Annotated in this window: 12 protein-coding genes, 2 tRNA genes and 3 rRNA genes; 4 read left to right on the forward strand and 13 right to left on the reverse strand. The window is 42.9% G+C overall.

Annotated features, from left to right (window positions below):
* Window positions 1–18 precede the first annotated feature (18 nt).
* Entirely contained in the window at window positions 19–531 is a 513-nt protein-coding gene (locus BLU33_RS21385; protein ID WP_091378063.1) for a hypothetical protein, read from the forward strand.
* Between the two features lie 203 nt (window positions 532–734).
* Here the strand turns inward: BLU33_RS21385 and BLU33_RS21390 are convergent, their stop codons facing one another.
* The 7 genes from BLU33_RS21390 to BLU33_RS21420 all read right to left on the reverse strand — a co-directional run bounded on the left by BLU33_RS21390 (window position 735) and on the right by BLU33_RS21420 (window position 8,653).
* On the reverse strand, window positions 735–1,586 hold the full coding sequence (locus BLU33_RS21390) for a NotI family restriction endonuclease (protein WP_091378066.1): 852 nt from the start codon (window positions 1,584–1,586) through the stop codon (window positions 735–737).
* Window positions 1,564–2,628, reverse strand: coding sequence for a DNA-methyltransferase (locus BLU33_RS21395; protein WP_091378068.1), 1,065 nt, complete (start codon window positions 2,626–2,628; stop codon window positions 1,564–1,566). The genes BLU33_RS21390 and BLU33_RS21395 overlap by 23 nt, the downstream gene beginning before the upstream one ends.
* A 431-nt stretch (window positions 2,629–3,059) precedes the next feature.
* A 5S ribosomal RNA gene (gene rrf / locus BLU33_RS21400) occupies window positions 3,060–3,171 on the reverse strand.
* A gap of 265 nt (window positions 3,172–3,436) precedes the next feature.
* Window positions 3,437–6,315 (reverse strand): 23S ribosomal RNA (locus tag BLU33_RS21405).
* A 272-nt stretch (window positions 6,316–6,587) separates the two neighbouring features.
* Window positions 6,588–6,661, reverse strand: a tRNA-Ala gene (locus BLU33_RS21410).
* 92 nt (window positions 6,662–6,753) lie between these two features.
* Window positions 6,754–6,828: transfer RNA gene (locus BLU33_RS21415), tRNA-Ile, on the reverse strand.
* 303 nt (window positions 6,829–7,131) lie between these two features.
* Window positions 7,132–8,653, reverse strand: a 16S ribosomal RNA gene (locus BLU33_RS21420).
* The 16S, 23S and 5S rRNA genes sit together here with 2 tRNA genes alongside, the layout of an rRNA operon.
* A 654-nt stretch (window positions 8,654–9,307) precedes the next feature.
* On the opposite strand from BLU33_RS21420, the gene BLU33_RS21425 reads away from it, so the two are divergent.
* Window positions 9,308–10,699 (forward strand): methyltransferase RsmF C-terminal domain-like protein, encoded by a 1,392-nt coding sequence (locus BLU33_RS21425; protein WP_091378071.1) that lies wholly within the window; start codon window positions 9,308–9,310, stop codon window positions 10,697–10,699.
* Between the two features lie 117 nt (window positions 10,700–10,816).
* Here the strand turns inward: BLU33_RS21425 and BLU33_RS21430 are convergent, their stop codons facing one another.
* The 4 genes from BLU33_RS21430 to BLU33_RS21445 form a co-directional block, all read right to left on the reverse strand.
* On the reverse strand, window positions 10,817–11,233 hold the full coding sequence (locus tag BLU33_RS21430; protein ID WP_091378074.1) for a hypothetical protein: 417 nt from the start codon (window positions 11,231–11,233) through the stop codon (window positions 10,817–10,819).
* Between the two features lie 582 nt (window positions 11,234–11,815).
* Entirely contained in the window at window positions 11,816–12,163 is a 348-nt protein-coding gene (locus tag BLU33_RS21435) for a CoA-binding protein (protein WP_091380881.1), read from the reverse strand.
* 124 nt (window positions 12,164–12,287) lie between these two features.
* Window positions 12,288–12,764 (reverse strand): DinB family protein, encoded by a 477-nt coding sequence (locus BLU33_RS21440; protein ID WP_091378079.1) that lies wholly within the window; start codon window positions 12,762–12,764, stop codon window positions 12,288–12,290.
* 359 nt (window positions 12,765–13,123) lie between these two features.
* The gene (locus BLU33_RS21445; protein WP_091378084.1) at window positions 13,124–14,674 is read right to left on the reverse strand and encodes an NAD(P)/FAD-dependent oxidoreductase; all 1,551 of its coding nucleotides are present in this window, start codon (window positions 14,672–14,674) and stop codon (window positions 13,124–13,126) included.
* A 262-nt stretch (window positions 14,675–14,936) separates the two neighbouring features.
* Here BLU33_RS21445 and BLU33_RS21450 point away from each other — a divergent pair, with 262 nt between their 5' ends.
* Complete coding sequence (locus BLU33_RS21450) at window positions 14,937–15,500, forward strand: RNA polymerase sigma factor (protein WP_091378087.1); 564 nt, start codon at window positions 14,937–14,939, stop codon at window positions 15,498–15,500.
* Window positions 15,501–15,898: 398 nt separating this feature from the next.
* Entirely contained in the window at window positions 15,899–17,215 is a 1,317-nt protein-coding gene (gene ahcY / locus BLU33_RS21455; protein ID WP_091378089.1) for an adenosylhomocysteinase, read from the forward strand.
* A 267-nt stretch (window positions 17,216–17,482) separates the two neighbouring features.
* Here ahcY and BLU33_RS21460 read toward each other — a convergent pair whose 3' ends face one another.
* The gene (locus BLU33_RS21460; protein ID WP_091378092.1) at window positions 17,483–18,175 is read right to left on the reverse strand and encodes a hypothetical protein; all 693 of its coding nucleotides are present in this window, start codon (window positions 18,173–18,175) and stop codon (window positions 17,483–17,485) included.
* 306 nt (window positions 18,176–18,481) lie between these two features.
* Window positions 18,482–19,120: a class I SAM-dependent methyltransferase gene (locus BLU33_RS21465; protein ID WP_091378095.1), complete on the reverse strand. Its 639-nt coding sequence runs from the start codon at window positions 19,118–19,120 to the stop codon at window positions 18,482–18,484.
* Window positions 19,121–19,128 lie beyond the last annotated feature (8 nt).

Consider the following 19,128-nt stretch of genomic DNA (forward strand, 5'->3'; position numbering starts at 1 on the left):
ACTATATAAGTTTATATCATGAAAATGAATTACCTGCTAAACATCCTGTCGGACGACCGAAAAGGATTGATGAGTATAATCACCAGTATGTTAAACCGTAAAGGCATTGAGATTGAGAGTATCAGCGCCGCAAAAACCGATATTCATACCCAGGTGCTTATTAACATACAGGTAATTGCCCATGATGCCGATATTAAACTGATGGCCTTTAAAATTGAAAATATTATTGAAGTTTATAAGGTTGAAGTGGAGCTGCTACAGCATGCCGCTTACCAAAAAGTAGCGTTATACACGTTGCTTAAGCAAGGCTACAATACCCAAATAAATAACCAGATACAAAAGTACGGTGCCATTATAGTAGGTTATGATAATGATGTAATAACCATACAAAAAACCGGCAGAGATGAGGATATACAGCTTTTATACAATGCACTTGAAGGCAAATACCTGAAAAGCTTTAGCAAAAGCGCCGTTATAGCACTTAAAGCAATTACTGTGGATGACGACACCGTCATTAGTAAGGCTGCATAAGCGTGCAGCCCTATAACTAATAACAAAAGCCTTGTTCTTAACTGAGCAGGGCTTTTGCTTTAAATATGTATTGCTGATAGGCTTGTCCGTCCGTTTTGGGGGGCCGGTGTGGTGGGTTGGGGGTGGACAAAGGGGAAGTGTGTTCATTAACGCTTCCACGCTTTTGGATTTGCTGCATGCTTCCGCAATTGGGCATATTATTCTTAAATAGTTAAAATTGTCGAAGCACTGATTTTTGACTGTAAGGTTTTAATAATCACTTCCAATTCTATATTAGCTTCAGCCTGAAGGCCCATACATTTAGAAATCCCCAAACTATCTGTACTCATTCTTTCAAAAAGACTCAAATGATATGCATTATCTTTTTTGTTAAGCCTATATGAATGAAAATGCATTGAATCTCCTATTCTGGCGATTTTTGAAATATGGCCGAAAGAAAATTCTTTTTGCATATAATCCAATAATTTATCTTGAACCACAAGAACTAAATGTCGATTTAATGTTTCAAAAGTTTCTATTTTATGATGTAATTGAACAAGAATGGTTTTAGCCGTCATTTTCCAATTCATCCCAAATGTTTTTGCCGATTCAAAATCCGTGTTGTTTACTTCAAAGCCTTGGGATTTTAGAAATCTTTGTCTCACCGGCCAAACAGTTCCGGTAGTATCTAATGTTTGTAATTCTACCCCCACAAAGTCAACAACCTTATTGTCTTTTGTCGAAAGCAAAACATAATCAATACTGCCACCTGGTATTCCTACTTCAGAAACCACATGCAAATCATTTCCAGGTTCATGTAACGTCAATAAATGTATGCAATCAAGAAAAATTTTCCGATTTTCAATGAGTCTATGTGGGCAAATAATTATATCATTATCTTCTTTACCATACTTAACTGTACAAGTGCCAATAGATATTTCAGGTTGACTTTTACGAACCTTAATACACTTTCTCCGCAAAAATTTACAATGCTGATTTGAGATTACTTTTAGCCAATCTTCCTCTTGATTGTCTACAGATACAGTAAAGAGTTCAGATAGCTTGGTTGAAATCATAAATTCGTAATCTGTTATTTGCAAGTGAAATATAGTCTTCTGATAAATCAATGCCAATAGATTTCCTACCAAGGGCGTATGCAACCTTACTTACAGTTCCTGTACCACAAAACGGATCGAGAACAATTCCATCATTTGGACAGGTAGCTAAAATGGGTATTTTACATAAATCTTCAGGAAAAGCTGCAAAATGCTTTTCTCTATTTTGGGTATCTTCAGGGATGATATTCCAAACATCATTTGGCAAAGTCCCACTTGGGTGATATATCAGAAAATAGAATCCCTTTTCGTTCAATTGCTTAGCTCTTCCGGAAACATTTTCAGAATCTGAATGCGTTGTCCTTTGCTGGTTTCTAATAATCATTCGAAAATCATGAATTTCCCCTAACGAAATTTTTGACAAGATGACATTCAATTCATTTTTTGCATTCTCTTTTTCTAATAATGATAATGATGTTGACAGCTCAATTTGTCTTTTGTACCGAACTCCACTAACTCCAGTTGCAGAAATAACAGAACCATTTTTTACAATTGTTTGCCGAGGTTTACTTCTAATATTATCTGCATCATAATAATAGCCTTTTGATTTTTTTACAAAATGAAAAAAATTTTCGTGTACGTTTCTAAGTCTATCAGAATTACTTTGCATACCGCCTTTCTGTTTATTCCAAATTACACTATTTCGAAGTATCCAATCTTGTGAATCCATCATTTTAATAGCTATTCTCCACGGTAAACCCAGTAAGGCCTTATTTCTATAAGTATCTCCTAAATTTAACCAAAAAGAACCTGTAGGCTTGAGAACCCTTTTTAAATCAGCAAAGATTAATAGAAGTTCATCAATGAATTGTTCAGGTTTTTTTTCATTGCCAATACCACCTGCCGCATAAGTTCTCTGATTCCAGTAAGGGGGACTCGTTATTATACAATCAATAGAATTGTCAGGAAAAGTTTTTAGTATTTGCAAACTATTTCCTTGAATAAAATAAGGTATAACGCTATCAGATTTTATATATTCTTGAAGATAATTATCAAAGTCCATTAACACAAATCTAAATAATTTATTCGCTTAATTAAGTTATAATAATTACTAATTTATTAAGCACCGCTGCCGCAAGCGTCCCGCTGGTGGCCCGTATGCAATTTAGCCGCATGGTAATAATTAGTTTGTTATACGCTTGGTTACCTAAACGCGTACCACAAGCGGGACGCTTGCGGTAGCACAGCAATTTTCATTAACCAATCTTGCAATTATTTTTAGCCAACCCTGTCCTTCAGAACGACAGTGAAGAATCTTCTACTCGGAATGGGCATGCTGTAGCAGATCCATTAGCTACGCTCAGGATGACATGGTGGAGAGTTGAAGGGGATTGGGTATCGTGTTATATGAATAGCTAGAAAAGCCCTTAAACCAAGAAACCCCTCAATCTATTCGATTGAAGGGTTCTGGATTCACAGCGCTAGGCTGATAAGATTGGGCACCGACCTACTCTCCCACATTTTACTGCAGTACCATCGGCTCTGGCGGGCTTAACTTCTCTGTTCGGAATGGGAAGAGGTGGACACCGCCGATATAGGCACCTGAATTTCTTTTAGTCATTGGTCATTGGGTCATTAGTCATTACTGACTGATGGCTATAACCATAACTTATTTTTTATTTGTTTGTATTGGCTTTTGTTATTATGCTTAGTTCTAATGACTAATGACACAATGATTAATGACCACAAACAATGACATATTATTGAAAGAAGTAAATAATTAAGAGAAAACAACAATATAATTTATTCAATTATCTGTTTGTTGGTTGTTCGTGAGCGGTCCATTGCTGAACCACTCACTATTTTCCATCACGAAGAAAGCTTCGGGCAATTAGTATTACTCGGCTATGATGTCACCACCTTTATACCTGTAACCTATCAACGTAGTAGTCTGCTACGACCCTCAATGGAAGTCTCATCTTGTGGCTAGTTTCGCACTTAGATGCTTTCAGCGCTTATCTATTCCCAACGTAGCTACTCTGCAATACAGCTGGCGCCATAACAGATTCACCAGAGGTTAGTCCAACCCGGTCCTCTCGTACTAAGGTCAGCCCCACTCAAACTTCCAACGCCCACAACAGATAGGGACCGAACTGTCTCGCGACGTTCTGAACCCAGCTCGCGTGCCACTTTAATGAGCGAACAGCTCAACCCTTGGGACCTTCTCCAGCCCCAGGATGTGACGAGCCGACATCGAGGTGCCAAACCTCCCCGTCGATATGAGCTCTTGGGGGAGATCAGCCTGTTATCCCCAGCGTACCTTTTATCCTTTGAGCGATGGCCCTTCCATGCAGAACCACCGGATCACTATATCCGTCTTTCGACCCTGATCGACTTGTCTGTCTCACAGTCAAGCAAGCTTATGCTATTGCACTCCGCGTACGGTTACCAAGCGTACTGAGCTTACCTTTGAAAGCCTCCGTTACCTTTTTGGAGGCGACCACCCCAGTCAAACTACCCGCCAAACAATGTCTCCCTCATGAAGGGATTAGACACCAAATACAGAAAGGGTGGTATTTCAACGTTGACTAACCGACTCCTAGCGAAGCCGGATCACAGTCTCCCACCTATCCTACACATCCTGTATCCGATATCAATGTTAAGTTGTAGTGAAGGTGCATGGGGTCTTTCCGTCCCGTTGCGGGTAACCGGCGTCTTCACCGATACCACAATTTCACCGAGCTCATGGCTGAGACAGCGCCCAGATCGTTACACCATTCGTGCAGGTCGGAACTTACCCGACAAGGAATTTCGCTACCTTAGGACCGTTATAGTTACGGCCGCCGTTTACCGGGGCTTCGATTCAATGCTTCGCCTTGCGACTAACATCCCCTCTTAACCTTCCGGCACCGGGCAGGTGTCAGGCCATATACGTCATCTTTCGATTTTGCATAGCCATGTGTTTTTGTTAAACAGTCGCCTGGGCCTTTTCACTGCGGCTTCATTGCTGAAGCGCCCCTTCTCCCGAAGTTACAGGGCCATTTTGCCGAGTTCCTTAGCCATGATTCACTCGAGCACCTTAGGATTCTCTCCTCGACTACCTGTGTCGGTTTACGGTACGGGTTTTTATAACCTGAAGCTTAGCGGGTTTTCTTGGAAGTCTGATTACCTGAACTATCCTCTTACCCGAAGGCTCAAGGTACTATCAGCTTTCAGCAAGAGTCACGGACTTACCTGTGTCTCCTATACCTACGGCCTTTAACGAACTATTCCGTCAGTTCGCGTCAGTGTCACTACTCCGTCACCGCATCGCAGTTATAAAAAGTACTGGAATATTAACCAGTTGTCCATCGGCTACGCCCTTCGGCTTCACCTTAGGCCCCGACTAACCCTGATCCGATTAGCGTTGATCAGGAAACCTTAGTCTTTCGGTGGGCGGGTTTCTCTCCCGCCTTATCGTTACTTATGCCTACATTTGCTTTTCTACTCTCTCCACAGTTGCTTGCCGCTCCTGCTTCACCGATAGTAGAATGCTCCCCTACCAGATGCATTACTGCAAATCCATAGCTTCGGTATACCACTTAATGCCCGTTTATTATCCATGCCCGATCGCTCGACTAGTGAGCTGTTACGCACTCTTTAAATGAATGGCTGCTTCCAAGCCAACATCCTAGCTGTCTGTGCAATCGGACCTCGTTAGTTCAACTTAGTGGTAATTTGGGGACCTTAGCTGATGGTCTGGGTTCTTTCCCTCTCGGCCCTGGACCTTAGCACCCAGAGCCTCACTCCAGCGTATATTAATAAGCATTCGGAGTTTATCTGGATTTGGTAGGATTTGACTCCCCCGCACCCAATTAGTAGCTCTACCTCTTATTAACTCAACCGCCAGGCTGTTCCTAAAAACATTTCGGGGAGTACGAGCTATTTCCCAGTTTGATTAGCCTTTCACCCCTACCCACAGATCATCCGGAAACTTTTCAACGTTTATCGGTTCGGTCCTCCAGTACCTGTTACGGCACCTTCAACCTGTCCATGGGTAGATCACAAGGTTTCGCGTCTACCCCCTCTGACTATACGCCCTTTTCAGACTCGCTTTCGCTTCGGATCCGTGTCTTAAACACTTAACCTTGCCAGAGAGGAGTAACTCGTAGGCTCATTATGCAAAAGGCACGCCGTCACGGAACATGTCCGCTCCGACCGCTTGTAAGTACACGGTTTCAGGTTCTATTTCACTCCCCTGTTCGGGGTTCTTTTCACCTTTCCCTCACGGTACTGGTTCACTATCGGTCTCTCAGGAGTATTTAGCCTTACCGGATGGTGCCGGCAAATTCCCACAAGGCGTCTCCGACCTCGCGGTACTCAGGATACCACTATCCTATTATCCATTACCCGTACGCAGCTCTCATGCTCTATGGCCGGGTTTCCCACCCCGTTCCGGTTTTGTTTAATATTCATGTTGTGGTCCTATAACCCCGGCTATGCCTTAACATAGCCGGTTTGGGCTGTTTCCATTTCGCTCGCCACTACTCTGGAAATCACTGTTGTTTTCTCTTCCTCTGCTTACTTAGATGTTTCAGTTCAGCAGGTTCGCGCATTTATGCAACTATTCTTCAAATAGTTAGGTTTCCCCATTCGGAAATCCGCGGATCAATTCATATTTGCTGATCCCCGCGGCTTATCGCAGCTTATCACGTCCTTCATCGCCTCTGAGAGCCAAGGCATCCCCCGTGTACCCTTTCTTACTTTCTTCTACTATACCGCCTTTTGCTCGGTATGTATGCTTTTTTCGATATGATTGTCGTGTCTCCTTACTTTGTTGTTGGTTCTGTGTTGTAGGTTGTAAGTATAAATACCTGCAACTTTCAACTCATAACTTTCAACTCGTAATTCAACAGCCAACAACCGTCTCTATACTGTTGTCTTCTCTTTTTAATTACTTCTTCCAATATGTCAAAGAACGTGTCCCCTTGCTTTACAGCAATTTGCATGATATCCTATCCCTTTCAGGAAACGGAGGGCGTGTGGAGAATAACGGATTCGAACCGTTGACCCCCTGCGTGCAAGGCAGGTGCTCTAGCCAGCTGAGCTAATCCCCCTTAAGATTTAGTCTTAAGCCCTGAGTCTTTAGTCTTAAGCCGACTTTCGACTTTGAACTTCCAACTTCAGACTTGCAGCGTAAGCTGCTATGTAGTCCCGAGCAGATTTGAACTGCTGACCCCTACATTATCAGTGTAGTGCTCTAACCAAACTGAGCTACGGGACTTTATTTAGTTTGCAGCTCTGAGTCTCAAGTTCTCAGTCTCGAGTCTTTTATGACTTTCGACTTACGACTCCCGACTGCTTACTGCCAACCTTGTCCTGTACCTTTATTCAAGTCACAGCCACTGATGGCTTCATCTTTTGGGTTTTCCTTTTGTGTGTTTATTAATGAGTGAGTGGTGAGTAGTGAGCGGTGAGTGGGTTTAACCATTCTCCTATTCAACTATTCAACTATTCAACCAATAATTTAAGAAATAATCATGTAACGAGCTTGTTCTGATTGTTTGGAATGGTGAACCTGCTCCAGAAAGGAGGTATTCCAGCCACACCTTCCGGTACGGCTACCTTGTTACGACTTAGCCCCAGTTACCGACTTTACCCTAGGACGCTCCTTGCGGTTACGCACTTCAGGCACTTCCAGCTTCCATGGCTTGACGGGCGGTGTGTACAAGGCCCGGGAACGTATTCACCGCATCATTGCTGATATGCGATTACTAGCGAATCCAACTTCACGGGGTCGAGTTGCAGACCCCGATCCGAACTGTGAACAGCTTTTTGAGATTGGCATCCTGTTGCCAGGTAGCTGCCCTCTGTACTGCCCATTGTAGCACGTGTGTAGCCCCGGACGTAAGGGCCATGATGACTTGACGTCGTCCCCTCCTTCCTCTCTATTTGCATAGGCAGTCTGTTTAGAGTCCCCACCTTAACGTGCTGGCAACTAAACATAGGGGTTGCGCTCGTTGCGGGACTTAACCCAACACCTCACGGCACGAGCTGACGACAGCCATGCAGCACCTAGTTTCGTGCTCCGAAGAGCTGATTCGTCTCTGAATCATTCACTAACTTTCAAGCCCGGGTAAGGTTCCTCGCGTATCATCGAATTAAACCACATGCTCCTCCGCTTGTGCGGGCCCCCGTCAATTCCTTTGAGTTTCACCCTTGCGGGCGTACTCCCCAGGTGGAATACTTAACGCTTTCGCTTAGACGCTGACCGTATATCGCCAACATCGAGTATTCATCGTTTAGGGCGTGGACTACCAGGGTATCTAATCCTGTTTGATCCCCACGCTTTCGTGCCTCAGTGTCAATAAAACCATAGTAAGCTGCCTTCGCAATTGGTGTTCTGTGACATATCTATGCATTTCACCGCTACTTGTCACATTCCGCCTACCTCTAGTTCATTCAAGCCCGTCAGTATCAAAGGCACTGCGATAGTTGAGCTACCGTCTTTCACCCCTGACTTAACAGGCCACCTACGCACCCTTTAAACCCAATAAATCCGGATAACGCTTGGATCCTCCGTATTACCGCGGCTGCTGGCACGGAGTTAGCCGATCCTTATTCTTACCGTACATTCAGCTATCTACACGTAGATAGGTTTATTCCGGTATAAAAGCAGTTTACAACCCGTAGGGCCGTCTTCCTGCACGCGGCATGGCTGGTTCAGGCTTCCGCCCATTGACCAATATTCCTTACTGCTGCCTCCCGTAGGAGTCTGGTCCGTGTCTCAGTACCAGTGTGGGGGGTCATCCTCTCAGATCCCCTAAACATCGTAGCCTTGGTAAGCCGTTACCTTACCAACTAGCTAATGTTCCGCATGCCCATCTTCACCCTATAAATATTTGATTATTAAATAATGCTATTCAATAATGTTATGCGGTCTTAATCTCTCTTTCGAGAGGCTATCCCCCTGGTGAAGGTAGGTTACATACGTGTTACGCACCCGTGCGCCACTCTCATGGAAAGCAAGCTCTCCAATCCCGTCCGACTTGCATGTATTAGGCCTGCCGCTAGCGTTCATCCTGAGCCAGGATCAAACTCTCCATTGTAAAATGTTTTGTTTGTTCACTGACCCTATTATTAATAATAGAATCTGTATATAAAATTATTCTTTTTACAGATCCACCTTCCTTATTTTGTAATCAGATCACTCTTAACTTCCAGTCCGGTTGCCCTTCCCTTTCGTACCGAGCTTTCCGCTACGTTACATGATTTTCTATTTCTTAAAAGAACTTTAGCGCCTCGCCCTCACGGTTCGGCTTTTATATTTTTCCCCTGTTTTACCAGGATCAAATTTCAATTTTGTGTCTCAGGATTCGCTCCTGATCTTTCGTTAAAAACGCCCGTTTGTTTTGGGACTGCAAAGGTAAGAACCTTTTCTTAATTTGCAATTTTTATTTTAACTTTTTTTTCTCTTGTCAGAACTAATATTGTTCCCGTTTTACCGGGCTGCAAAGGTAATAACCTTTTCCTATTTCACAATATTTATTTTAACTTTTTTTTCACCCCCTAAAAGCAACATCGCGTTACCCTTTTTTGCGGGCTGCAAAGGTAATTACTTTATTCACATCTGCAAAAACATTATAACAAAAACATTGTATCGGCCTATAACTAGCTGTTAATTAAGCTGAATAATTTACCATCCTTCCTGCCCTAATATATAAGGACAGGGAATTACTGAATTCGTATCTTTGAAAAACGATATGGACAAGTTCAAATTCCCTGAAAAATTTTTAGAATCGTTAGCCGGTGAGCACGGTTTTAATGAAGAAAAATTTACCAATGCGCATCAAAATATTGACCCGCCTACCTCAATAAGGTTAAATCCGTTTAAAAAGGAGGCCATAAAAACCGGCGAACAGGTACCATGGTGCCCCGAAGGGTACTATTTGGATGCGCGCCCCTCCTTTACTTTTGATCCATTGTTCCATGCCGGGTGCTATTATGTACAGGAAGCATCGTCGATGTTCATCGGCCATATCCTTAAATATATAAAGCCTGATGGCGAACCGGTGCGGATACTCGACCTGTGCGCAGCGCCGGGCGGCAAAAGCACCTTGCTTAATTCGGCCATGAATCCGGACGATCTGCTAGTGGCTAACGAGATCATCAAAACGCGCGTACCTGTGCTTGCGGATAATTTAAGCCGCTGGGGAACCGCCAATACTATAGTAACTAATAACGATCCCCGGGATTTTACCCGGCTGAAAAGTTTTTTCGATATTATACTGGTTGATGCGCCATGCTCTGGGTCGGGCATGTTCCGCAAAGACCCCGCCGCGATGGATGAATGGAGCGAAGCCAATGTAGAATTGTGCCACCAAAGGCAGGAACGTATTTTAGCAGATATCTATCCTTGCTTAAAAGAAGGCGGACACCTTATATATTCAACCTGCTCCTACTCGCACCAGGAGAATGAGGATATCCTGGATTGGCTCTGCAATTCATTTGAGCTGGAAACTTTGCAGATACCTATATATAAGGAGTGGGGTATTGTTGAAACACAGTCGCCGCAGCAACAGGCATGGGGTTACCGTTTTTATCCCGGCCAGGTAAAAGGCGAAGGCTTATTCGCGGCCTGCCTTAAAAAGACCGGCGACAGCGGCGAGCTGGGCGGGTTTAAAAACAAGGAACAGCAAAAGTTAGTGGGCAAAGAGATAGACCTTATTAAAGGATATATAAATAACCCTCTAGATTTCTATTATTTTAAAGCGAATGACGATTGGATGGCTATCTACCGGCAGCATATCGAGAGTCTGAATATCTTGCAGCGCAATTTATACATCAAAAAATCTGGTGTGAGAATTGGCAAACTGGCGGGGAAAGATCTGATACCGGACCACGAGTTTGCGCTTAGCACCATTATTAATAAAGACACCGTTTTACAAACCGAACTTGACAGGGACCAGGCCATACAGTATTTAAGGCGGGAGAATATAGATATAACTGTTACCGATAAAGGCTGGAGCCTGATGAATTTTGAAGGGCAGCATTTAGGATGGGCGAAATTGTTGCCAAACAGGATCAATAATTATTATCCGAAGGAGATTAGGATATTTGCCCCCCAGCCCCCTAAAGGGGGAGTTTTGGATTAGCATTATTTTAGAATCTCTTTTGTAGAGACGCAAAATATTGCTTCTCCCTGTTCATGCAAGCTTTTGATTAATGGGCTGGAATTCCGTAACCGCATTGGGCCATCCACTCAACCCGGATTAATTTATTTTTTTAATTCTCATATGCTCTTCCGGACCAAACCGATCATATACCAAATGAATAATCCGAATGCCGTTAAATAACCATTCATAATTATTAAAGCCTTCATTGCCTTCAGTAGTATGGGTTGGTTCTCCAAATTCTTTCACAAAATGTTCCTGAAATTCATCAAAGGATTTTTTTTGATCGTCATAATTACTCTGAAAAAATTCAAGTTCTGCCAAACAACCTTTTTCAAAGTGAAACCCTATCATACAATTTAAACCGTTTAACGAAATACAATTGGCAGTATAGTATGTTGTGGTTATATATTTAAGGCTATGTTGGGCGAACAACTCAATAAGTTGCTTACCGTCGATACCCCAAGGCACAAATACATCAGGGGCATTAATTTTAAATCCTTTGTTAATATTCATATATCTATAAACAGGCAATTTAATTATAAATCTTAATCTAAAAGGGTTGATAGTGTATATTATATTTATATAATATGTCATGCTGAGAAACGAAGCATCTATTATACAAGGGGACACCTGACGAGGATAGGTTCTTCGCTATCGCTCAGAATGACAAATGTTTTTTTTGAAATTTTGCGTTAGGGATGAGAACGGATACCGGCCATGCGGTAGCCTCAGTGCAGGACGAGCCCAATGCCTGCAGGCGTATGAGTGGACAGCCCGGCCGGAGGTAACGCCCAAATTATCAGAACCCGAATTTAAAGAATTAAGGAATTTATAGAATTCTGTTCATTCGAAAAATTCATAGAATTCCGGTTCAGACAATTGATTGATAAATATAAGGTAGCACGAACGCGCTTAGTTTGACTCACCCCGACTACGCTCCGCTGGTCGCCCCTCTCTTCGGCAAGCCGCAAAGAGGGTTAGTAAAATATCTCTAAGAAAGTTGCAAACTTTCAACATCCGTAGGCTTCAGTCACAGACAGAAGCCAGTATTAAACTATTCACTAATCAACCAACCTCTAATCACTGCCGCAGGCGCTAATACTGCCCTACCGATAACATCACCAGCGTACAGGCATATTCCGTTTCAATACCTTTAGCATTTGCCATGCGGCGCAGCTCGCTGTTTTCAGTACCGGGATTGAAGATGATACGTTTTGGATGGGTGTTTAATATATAATCATACAACGGCGGCTGGTTTATGGGGCCAACGTACAGGGTTATGGTATCAATATCATGATGTATGGTTTCGGGCTTTTCGATGGGTACGCCTGCAACCTCGCCGGTTTTTATGCCTACGTTAACTATACTATGCCCGCTGCGCACTAATCTGTTTGCGGCAAGGTTAGCGTAACGACTCGCATCGGGCGTTGCACCTAAAACCATTGTTTTTTTGTTATCTGTCGCTTCCACAACTCTCTCCTTTTTCTGAATTTACGAATCGCATGGCTTCACAAGCTTTAATATTTTCAAACATCTGTGCAATCATTTAAATTCGTTAAATCCCGGTTCAACTCACTATTCTATTCAGCAAAGCTATCTGCCCGCTGTGATAAATATGGTGCTGTATCAATCCCATGATCAGATCTTCATATGTTACCACAGGGCGGTCGCCACGCTCATCATTTATTGGCTCGCTCCATTCTTCTTCGGGGAAGTTTTGGATGATGCCAATCAAATTTACGTTAACCAGCTTTAGATCTTCAACATAATTCTGCCATTTTTGTTCGTCGGGCGCGCCGGTTTCGGGCCAGTCGCCGCTAGTGGGTATGCTTGCAGTCATGCCGTTCATACGGTCCATTACCTCTTCGGTCCAGGCTACCATATGTAAAACTATCTCGGCAATGTTATGTACCGATCCGGGCGGTTTTTCATAAGCAGCCTCAAAAGTTATTGGCTCTATAATATTATATACCGATGATCCATACCAAGGGCGTTCGGAGAGTACTTTGGTTAATTCGTGGGTAAGTTTTTCTGATGTGGTCATATCTATATATTATTTATAATATGGTTCATGTTTCTTTTGGGCGTTGCCTATGGCCGTGCTTTACGCTCATACGTCTGCAGGCGTTAGGCACGAGGCCGGTATCCGCTGCAATCACTAACGCAAGCAGCCTCACCCTACCCCCTCCAGTAAAGAGGGTTCTAAAAAATACAAGTCATGCTGAACTTGTTTCAGCACCTCATTTGCTAAGTAGCCTTTATACAGGTTACTTTTGCGCGCTCCGTTGACTCACCCGGGCTTTGCTCCGCTCGTCCACCCTCTCTTCGCCTGCGGCGGAAAGAGGATCGGGGACACGGTATATCTTTACGATAGCGATGGGTTTGAAACCCATCGCTATAAAATTATTGCACCACCTTCAGCGCTGCCGTTGCACAGTTGATCCCATCAATTGCAGCAGAAATTATGCCACCTGCATAGCCTGCGCCTTCACCGCAGGGGAAAAGCCCTGTTATTTGGGGGTGCTGCAGGGTTTCTTTGTCGCGGGGTACTTTTACTGGTGATGAAGTGCGTGATTCTACACCTACCAATATAGCCTCGTTGGTATAATAACCCTTCATCTTTTGACCGAATACCGGCAACGCCTTCCTTAAACGCTCATTGATCCAACCCGGCAGTACCTCTTTTAGATGTGTGCTTTTTGTGCCGGGCAGGTAGGAGTTTTTGGGCAGATCGGTTGATAACCTGTTATTAACAAAATCAACCATCCGCTGGGCCGGGGCTACCAGGCTGCCGCCGCCCGCTGTAAAGGCAACTCTTTCAATCTCCTGCTGAAAGCGGAGCATTTTAAAGGGATCGCTATCATCGCCGGCAACATCCTCCAGATTTATCTGCACAACAGTACCTGAGTTTGCATACGGATTATTACGTTTTGATGGGCTCCAGCCGTTCACTACAATTTCATTAGCTTCTGTTGCGCACGGCGCTATAATACCACCAGGACACATGCAAAAGGAAAACACACCCCGACCATCCACCTGCTCCACCAAACTATAATACGATGATGGCAGATCATCGCCGCGCACTTCGCAATGATATTGTGCCCTATCAATAATTTCCTGAGGGTGCTCAATACGTACACCTAGTGCAAAAGGCTTGGCTTCTATCAGTATATTTTGGCGGTGCAGCATTTCAAAAACATCGCGGGCTGAATGGCCTGTTGCCAGTATCACCACGTCGGCATTGATCTTTTCGCCCGATGCCAGTTCTACACCTTTTATTTTATCAAAGGAAACCTGTAAGGCTGTAACCTTGGCATCAAACATGATCTCGCCGCCAGCATTCAAAATTGTCTCGCGTATGGCAGTGATAATCTGCGGGAGTTTATTGGTACCAATATGCGGCCTTGCATCAACCAAAATATCTTCGGTTGCGCCATGGGCCACAAATATTTTAAGCACCTGGTTCACATCGCCACGTTTGGTTGATCGGGTATACAGCTTACCATCCGAATAAGTGCCTGCCCCACCCTCACCAAAGCAGTAATTGCTTTCGGGGTTTACCAATCCTTGTTTGTTGATATTGGCCAGGTCGCGGCGACGGTCCTTAACTTCTTTGCCGCGCTCTATAATAATGGGTTTTAAACCGAGCTCGATACATTGCAAGGCAGCGAATAATCCCGCAGGACCTGCCCCTATTATAATAACGGGTTTGGCTTGTTTTACTTCGGGGTAATTAACGGTATAGTTTTCAGGCATATAAGGCTCATCTATGTAAGCACGTACCTGCATACGGTAAACCACTTTGCGGCCACGCGCATCAATAGAGCGCTTTAATATTTTTATACCGGTAATTCTTTTTGCGGGGATTCTTAACGCTGATGCTGTAAGTTCTTTTAATACTGCTTCATCCTCATGCTGCCCGGGCGGGCATACTATTTCAATTTCTTTTATCATACTATTGCCGGGTTTTTATCCCGGATTTAGGCAAAGATAGGGAATTGATTGATTGTGTTGAATACCTAATTTATAGGATAATAATTCAACTAATAATCTATTTAACATTTCATTAACAGTTAAGGCCATAACCGTCCGCTTGCATACGTTAAGCGTTCGAAAACGAACAGTTTCGTAGAAGCGAATATCTTTATTTAATTGAAAATCAATCATATAACTTAAGGGTACTAATTTTGGCATAGGCTTACCAAATTACACTACCATGAGTACCGACAATTATTTAAGATTTATATGGGAAGGCTGCCTGCGCAACGAGCGTAAATACCAGGAACTTTTATACAAAGTATTATCCCCAAAAATGATGGCTGTTTGCATGCGCTATGCAAAGGATAAAGACGAAGCGCAGGATATAATGCAGGAAGGTTTTATAAAGATATTTAAAAACCTGGGCAGCTACCGTAATGAGGGCAGCCTTGAAGGCTGGATCCGCCACATTATGGTAAACACTGCCATTACCCGCTACCGCAAAGCCAAAAGCATGGTTTTGGTTGATGATTTTGGCGAAAATGATACCCTATCAGGCTCTGCATACAACAACAATACACTTGAAACCGCCGACCTGATGAACCTGATACAGCAATTGCCCGACAGCTACCGCTCCGTGTTTAACATGTATGCCATTGAGGGTTACTCACACCAGGAGATTGGTAATTCACTGGGCATATCTGAATTATTATCACGCACTACGCTATGCCGTGCAAGAGGGCTTTTAAAAACACGTTTAACTAAATTGCAGGTGAGAGAGCAGCATTGTTTGGCGGGATGATGAACCTCATCCAACCCTCTCCAAAGAAGGGGGCTTTAATTGAAATGTAATGAAAAACGGGCAAAGGCCCGACAAAAAGCGCGGGCCTGGGTGTTTTGCCTGTGGGCGGAAGGATCTTTTTGTCTTGATCTTTGGTTACTTTGGATCAAGCCAAAGTAACTAGTGTCATGTCAACAGTCTTTAGTCGTAAGTCTAAAGCCATATTTCGTTCTTTTTGAATTTTGACTCAAGACTTTAGGCTCATGACTAGCGACATTTTATGATTGACACGACACTAGGGCCCCGCGCCCATGAGCGGCTTCGCGTGACTCAATATTAGGCTACTGCATCAGGTTATACCCCACGATTTTATTTCCACATTTATATTGTTTAATTTTGCAGTCAAAATCAAAAGAAATATGTCATCAGTAGAGACTGCTTACGTTAAATACAAGGTAAAAGACTTTTCATTAGCTGAATGGGGTCGCAAAGAGATTGAACTGGCTGAGGCCGAAATGCCGGGCTTAATGGCGCTGCGTAAAGAATACGGACCACAAAAGGCATTGAAAGGCGCACGCATTGCGGGTTGCTTACACATGACCATACAAACAGCCGTTTTAATTGAAACATTGATTGAGCTGGGTGCTGAAGTAACCTGGTCGTCATGTAATATTTTCTCAACCCAGGATCATGCTGCTGCTGCTATTGCTGCTGCCGGAACTTCTGTTTACGCCTGGAAAGGTATGAACGCAGAAGAATTTGACTGGTGTATTGAGCAAACCTTATTTTTTGGCGAGGACCGCAAACCATTGAACATGATATTGGACGATGGCGGCGATTTAACCAATATGGTACTGGATAAATTCCCTGAGCTGGTTGAAGGCATCAAAGGTTTATCAGAAGAAACTACTACTGGTGTACACCGTTTATATGAGCGTATGAAAGCCGGCACTTTGCCAATGCCTGCTATTAACGTGAATGATTCGGTTACCAAATCGAAATTTGATAATAAATACGGTTGCCGCGAGTCGCTGGTTGATGCTATCCGTCGTGCTACTGACGTGATGATGGCCGGTAAAGTGGCTGTTGTTTGCGGTTATGGCGATGTGGGTAAAGGTTCTGCCGATTCATTACGCAACTCTGGTGTACGTGTTATTGTAACTGAGATCGACCCTATCTGCGCATTACAGGCAGCGATGGAAGGTTTCGAAGTTAAAAAATTAGGCACTGCCATTAAAGAGGCTGACATTGTAGTTACTGCTACAGGTAACAAAAACATCGTTCGCGAAGAGCATTTCCGCGCGTTGAAGGACAAAGCGATCGTTTGTAACATCGGTCACTTTGATAACGAGATTGACATGGCCTGGTTAAACGGTGCTTATGGCAATACCAAAATCGAAATTAAACCACAGGTTGATAAATATACCATTGATGGCAGCGATGTTATCGTACTGGCTGAAGGCCGTTTAGTAAACTTAGGTTGCGCAACTGGTCACCCAAGTTTTGTGATGAGTAATTCATTCACCAACCAAACCTTAGCTCAATTAGAGCTTTGGAACAATGGTGACAAATACGAAAACAAGGTTTATACCTTACCAAAACACCTTGACGAGAAAGTTGCACGTTTGCACCTGGCCAAAATTGGCGTTGAACTGGAAATATTAGATAAAGATCAGGCTGATTATATCGGCGTAACTGTTGAAGGTCCGTTTAAACCGGAGTATTATAGGTACTAAGCCGAAAGGTTAAAGGCGAAAGCTAAAAGAAGGGCATGGTTTTAGGACTATGCCCTTTTTTTGTGGGGAGGGGTGCTGTGTGGGCACAGCTACCGGGTTGAAGTTCTATTGCGCTCGTCTGTGACGAGTGCTTAACTCTGCGGGGCATTTGCAATGCCCGGGCGATACAATCGCCAAGCCCATTTTAAGCACTCGTCACAGACGAGCGCAATTGTAAAGCATTCGAAAGATTTAAATAATATCGAAACACTGCTTTAAAATTTAAACCTATTTTCCAAATACTTCCAAAATGATTTTTCCCACTCGGCTTATTGTTACACCGGTTTCACCGCCATTTATATGTGTTTTATATCGATTAGAGGATTCATAATCGTCTTGATCTTCAACACTAACATCGATTTGTTCATAATGTAAATCAAATAAGCCGGAACTTATTAAACTATTCACCTCATCAACACCCATATATTCACGCGTATTTTTCAAAAACCACTTCAAATCATAACTCGTTATCCTTTCAATAATATTTGCACTACGTAAAAATTCGTCATAAGTAATTTTTTCTTCGAGAAAAGCTTTGAAAAGATGTGAAGCATTTTCTGAGTTTTCGTAGTCGCTACAGGTATCAATAATATAAAGTAATTTTTCTCCTACTTTAACCTTATATTCTTTAGAATCATTTATTTTATTAATCATTTTGTCTCTTTCCGTTGGGGGAATATTTCGCAACCCGTTCATAAAAGAAATGACCTTTTTGAGAAACAACAGGTCTCGAACATTTGCACCCAGTTTAGCAAGATGTATTAATGTTCCAACAATAGGAATGTCTTTGAGTATTCCATCTTTTAATAAGCTATCAATTGTAATTTCAGAAATATCGATAGTAATGTCTTGAAAATTTGTATGCTTTAAAGTCCTATCGAAAGATTCTTGAATGTTATTTGGTGATGTTTTAGGATTCATGTAGAAAATTTATTAAAGCTTAATATTGTTAACCTTATCCCTAACTCTCTTATTCAAAGCAGTATTGTGAAGCTGGGGGATATCTTTCATTCGTATTATAATTTCAGGAATGCTTAACGCGTTATATCCGTCATTTTCTAAGGCACGTTTGTCAGTCGATGATAAACTCTCTCCCACTGGTCTAAGTTTTAGCTAAGCACAACTTAGACCTAAAACTCATGAAGCATCCTGCTTCAGCAAATTACTCCAAGCAAATACATTGCAAAAAGATATTTCTCTATTAAAGAGATACCCTATAAATAATCCTTACTCCTTCTCCAACCACACATAAGCCCGATCACTCGGATATTCCACCTCCGGATATGGCTTGCGCTCAATAATATCAACTACCTTAAAACCGCAACTCGTCGCTAATTGAATAACCGTTTCTGCCTCAAAAAAATGAAAATCAATACTAACGGTTTCATTCAGAAAGGTATCCAGGTGTATGATTTGATTGCCAATGTGAAATGAGAACAGGAACTGCCCTGTTGGTTTCAGTACGCGGTATATTTCTGTTAATGCCGTTGCCAATTCATCTTCGGTAAAATGCACAATGGCATAAAAGGCGATGACTGAACCAAATTGCTCATCTGCATATTGCAGGCGGAGCATATCTGCGGTTTCAAATTTTATATTGGGGTTTAGTTCACGGGCTTTTTCTATCATTACCGGAGAAATGTCGGTGCCTAAAATATCATGTACACCTAGGGCGTAAACAAAAGCGGTGGTTTGTCCGGGCCCGCAACCGAGATCAAGAATTTGGCCTTTTGCTTTGTTTTCATTAGCGAAGTAGCCAAGCAGGATCCTGTCGAGGTGTTTGTGATCCAGCTCATGAAAATAGTTATCGGCGTATTTCGCCGCCGTTAGGTTATAGCAGTTGATGATCTGGCTTTTTGATTGCATTTTATTAG

It is taken from the genome of Mucilaginibacter mallensis (assembly GCF_900105165.1).
Taxonomy (GTDB): domain Bacteria; phylum Bacteroidota; class Bacteroidia; order Sphingobacteriales; family Sphingobacteriaceae; genus Mucilaginibacter; species Mucilaginibacter mallensis.